Annotated in this window: 3 protein-coding genes; 1 reads left to right on the top strand and 2 read right to left on the bottom strand. The window is 69.3% G+C overall.

Translation table 11 applies throughout. The features are described from left to right. Positions 1–1,027 (top strand): methyltransferase domain-containing protein (locus tag PKH97_RS15105; RefSeq protein WP_324388413.1); only part of this gene is annotated, 1,027 nt, incomplete at its 5' end. A 14-nt stretch (positions 1,028–1,041) separates the two neighbouring features. On the opposite strand, the gene PKH97_RS15100 is transcribed toward PKH97_RS15105, so the two are convergent. Together PKH97_RS15100 and tpx are read right to left on the bottom strand one after the other, a co-directional pair. Beyond that, entirely contained in the window at positions 1,042–2,634 is a 1,593-nt protein-coding gene (locus tag PKH97_RS15100; protein ID WP_324388412.1) for a fatty acyl-CoA synthetase, read from the bottom strand. A gap of 40 nt (positions 2,635–2,674) precedes the next feature. Continuing rightward, positions 2,675–3,172, bottom strand: a complete 498-nt coding sequence (gene tpx / locus PKH97_RS15095) for a thiol peroxidase (protein ID WP_324388411.1) — start codon at positions 3,170–3,172, stop codon at positions 2,675–2,677. Positions 3,173–3,454 lie beyond the last annotated feature (282 nt).

The raw sequence follows: 3,454 nt of genomic DNA, 5'->3' as shown, positions 1-3,454 counted from the left end.
CGCCCCCGCGGCCCCGGACGCCCGCTGGCTGCCCGCCGTCACCGGACCGGAGCAGGGGTTCCGCAACAAGGCCAAGCTCGTCGCCGGTGGCGTCCCTGGCCACGTGACGCTGGGCATCCTCGGCCCCGGCGGCGCAGGCGTCGATCTGCGTGGCTGCGGCCTGCACGAGGCCGCGATCGTCGCCGCACTCCCCCACCTCGCCGACTTCGTCGACACCATCGGCCTGATCCCGTATGCCGTGCCCACCCGCCACGGTGAGCTCAAGCATGTGGTCGTCACCGCCGCGCCGAGCGGTGAGCTGATGATCCGCTTCGTTCTGCGCAGTACCCACCACGAGGCGCTCATGCGCAGCCGGCTGCCCCGTCTGCTCGCGGCCCTCCCCCAAGCTCGAGTCGTCTCGCTCAACATCCAGCCCAAACCGGCGGCCATCATCGAAGGTGACCGCGAAATCGTGCTCACGCAGGAAGATTCACTGCGTATGACGGTCGGCCCGGCCCCGCTCTATCTGCGCCCGGACGGCTTCTTCCAAACCAACAGCACGGTTGCGGCTGCCCTCTATTCGCAGGCCCAGGCCTGGATCGACGCGGCCGACCCGACGACCGTCTGGGACCTCTATTGCGGCGTCGGCGGCTTCGCCTTCGCCGCCGTCGCACCGGGCCGACGCGTGGGCGGTGTCGAGATCGCCCCCGGCGCAATCGCCTCCGCGCGTCGCACGAGCGCCGAACTCGGGCTGACGCCACCGGCCCTCACCTTTGCCATCGGTGATGCCGCGCACGCCGCGGACACGCTGCCGGCTCCGCCCGACGTGGTCATCGTCAACCCGCCCCGCCGCGGCCTGGATCCCGATCTGCTCGCCCGGCTGGACGACGCGCCGGCCACAACCCTGATCTATTCCAGTTGCAACCCCGCGACCCTCGCGCGCGATCTCGCTGCACTCACCAGCTGGCGGGTGAGTCAAGCGCGGCTGTTCGACATGTTCCCGCAGACCGACCACCACGAGGTGGCCGTGGTCGCCCACCGGGTCTGACACCGCATCCGGCCTCAGTCGCCGGCGCCCAGTCCGGCGTGCTCCTGGCGCAGATCGCGCTTGAGGATCTTGCCGCTCGGATTCTTGGGGAGGGCGTCGGCGAAAACGACGTGCTTCGGTGTCTTGAACCCGGCCAGCACGGAGCGCGTATGCGCGATGACCGCCTCCTCGGTCAAGTCGGCCCCCGCCTTGGGCACGACCACCGCGGTCACCGACTCCACCCAGAGCGGATGGGGAATGCCGAAGACCGCGACCTCAGCCACGCCGTCGAGCAGGTAGATGGCCTCCTCCACCTCGCGGGAGGCGACATTCTCACCGCCCGATTTGATCATGTCCTTCTTGCGGTCGACGACATGGAGGTGCCCGTCGTCATCGAGGTAGCCCAGGTCGCCGGAGTGGAACCAGCCGCCGCGGAACGCCTCGGCGGTCTTGTCCGGGTCGTTGTAGTAGCCAAGGGTCGCGTGCGGGCTGCGATGCACGATCTCCCCGACGACGCCCGGAGCAACGCGCTGGTCGGCGTCGTCGACGACGATCGTCTCGACGTTCAACGACGCGCGGCCGGCCGAACCGGCATGCGCGAGCTGCTCGTTCGGGCGCAGGATCGTTGCCAGCGGCGCCATTTCGGTCTGTCCGTAGAAGTTCCAGAAGGAGACCTCGGGCAGTCGGTCCTGCAACTCCTTGAGCACCTCGACGGGCATCGGCGAGGCGCCGTAGTAGCCCTTGCGCAGCGATGACAGGTCCGCGCCGTCGAAGCCGGGGTGACGCAACAACCCGATCCACACCGTCGGCGGGGCGAAGTACTTCGTCACGCCCGCACGCTCGATGGTGGCGAGGATCGCCGCCGGGTCCGGCGCCGGCAGGAGCACACTGCTGGCCCCGAGATAGATGTCCGGGCCGAGGAAGCAGTCCAGTTGGGCGCAGTGATAGAGGGGCAGGGTGTGCAGTTCGACATCGTCGCGATCCATGCCGCCGTCGGCGATGCAACTGACGTACTGCCACAGCAGTGACCGGCTCGAGTGAAGCACGCCCTTGGGGCGTGATTCGGTGCCGGATGTATACATCAGCCGGATCGGATCGTCGTCAGCCACAACGACTTCGGGTGCCCGCGCCGTCCCGGAGAACCACGCGCCCGCGTCGATCCAGCCGTCCCCCGCACCCTCGGCCGCACCATCGCGTCCCGGTATGACCGCGGTGATTTCCACGCTGCCCCGCTCGGCGCGCGCGATCGCCTCCCGCGCCACCGGCAGGAAGCCGGCCTGCGCCACGAAGGCGCGCGCGCCGCTGTGGTCGAGGATGAACGCGATCTCCCCCGCACCGAGCATGAAATTGATCGGCACCAGCACCAGGCCCAGCCGCGCCGTGGCGAAGTTGAGCACCGCGAACTGCCAGCTGTTGCGGGAAACCAGAGCCAACCGGTCGCCGTGCCTCAGGCGGAGCCCGGCCAAGGCGGCGGCTGCCGCCTCGACGCGGGTCTCGAACTCGGCATACGTCAAGGCGATGTCGCCGTCGCTAACCGCGAGCTTGTGGGCATACCGCGCGGCGCTGCGGTGCACGAGGTCCGCCAGAGCGTGGTGACGCATTCGTAGGACATCGTCGGCCACGGTCATGGCGTCCTCCTTCGAACTCAGCGAACTCAGCGGGGCAAGCTCATCGCAGCGCCGCGATGGCGGCGTCGTAGTCGGGCTCGGTGGTGATCTCGGGAACCACCTCGGTGTAGGCGACCGTGCCATCCGCGCCGACCACGACGACCGACCGGGCAAGCAGCCCGCGCAACGGCCCGTCGGACATGGTCACGCCATAGGCGTCGCCGAAGTCGCTGCGGAAACTCGATGCGGCAGTGACGTTTTCGATGCCCTCGGCCCCGCAGAAGCGGCCCAGCGCGAAGGGCAGGTCGGCCGAGGCGCAGACCACGGTGGTGTTGTCGAGGCCAGCGGCGAGCTCGTTGAACTTGCGCACGCTGGCGGCGCAGACGCCGGTGTCGACGCTCGGGAAGATGTTGAGCACGACGCGCCGGCCGGCCAGCCCGGCGAGCGTGACATCGCCGAGGTCGGTGCCGGTCAAGGCGAAATCGGGGGCGGGGGCGCCGACCCCGGGCAGGTCGCCGACGGTGTGGACAGGGGTGCCTTTGAATGCGGTATCAGCCATGCCTCTGTGTCTAGCACACCCCTGCGAGACCCGGCCGGCCACCCAGGAAGTTTCTCGGCTCTTCGCAGCAGGCACACGCGCAGTCCACAGGGTTGCCACAGGATCGGCCGAGAAAGTGAATCTTGTTGCCGGACAATCCGACCCGAGACAAGGACCAGGACATGATCGCCGTCGCCACCACGGACACCACCACCTTTACGGCCTACCGCTGGGAGGCGGGCACGCTCGTCGCGGCACAGCCGCGCCAGCGCGTTGGCGCCGCCCGCGGGCACGCTCCGAGCG

The organism is Nostocoides sp., from assembly GCF_035343835.1.
Classification (GTDB): Bacteria; Actinomycetota; Actinomycetes; order Actinomycetales; family Dermatophilaceae; genus Nostocoides_A; species Nostocoides_A vanveenii.
This window is presented reverse-complemented; position numbering and strand designations above follow the sequence as displayed.

What these genes read in the sequence shown, in the direction of transcription:
- PKH97_RS15100 (WP_324388412.1), bottom strand. Translation starts at nt 2,634, where the DNA reads ATGACCGTGGCCGACGATGTCCTACGAATGCGTCACCACGCTCTGGCG.
- tpx (WP_324388411.1), bottom strand. Translation starts at nt 3,172, where the DNA reads ATGGCTGATACCGCATTCAAAGGCACCCCTGTCCACACCGTCGGCGAC.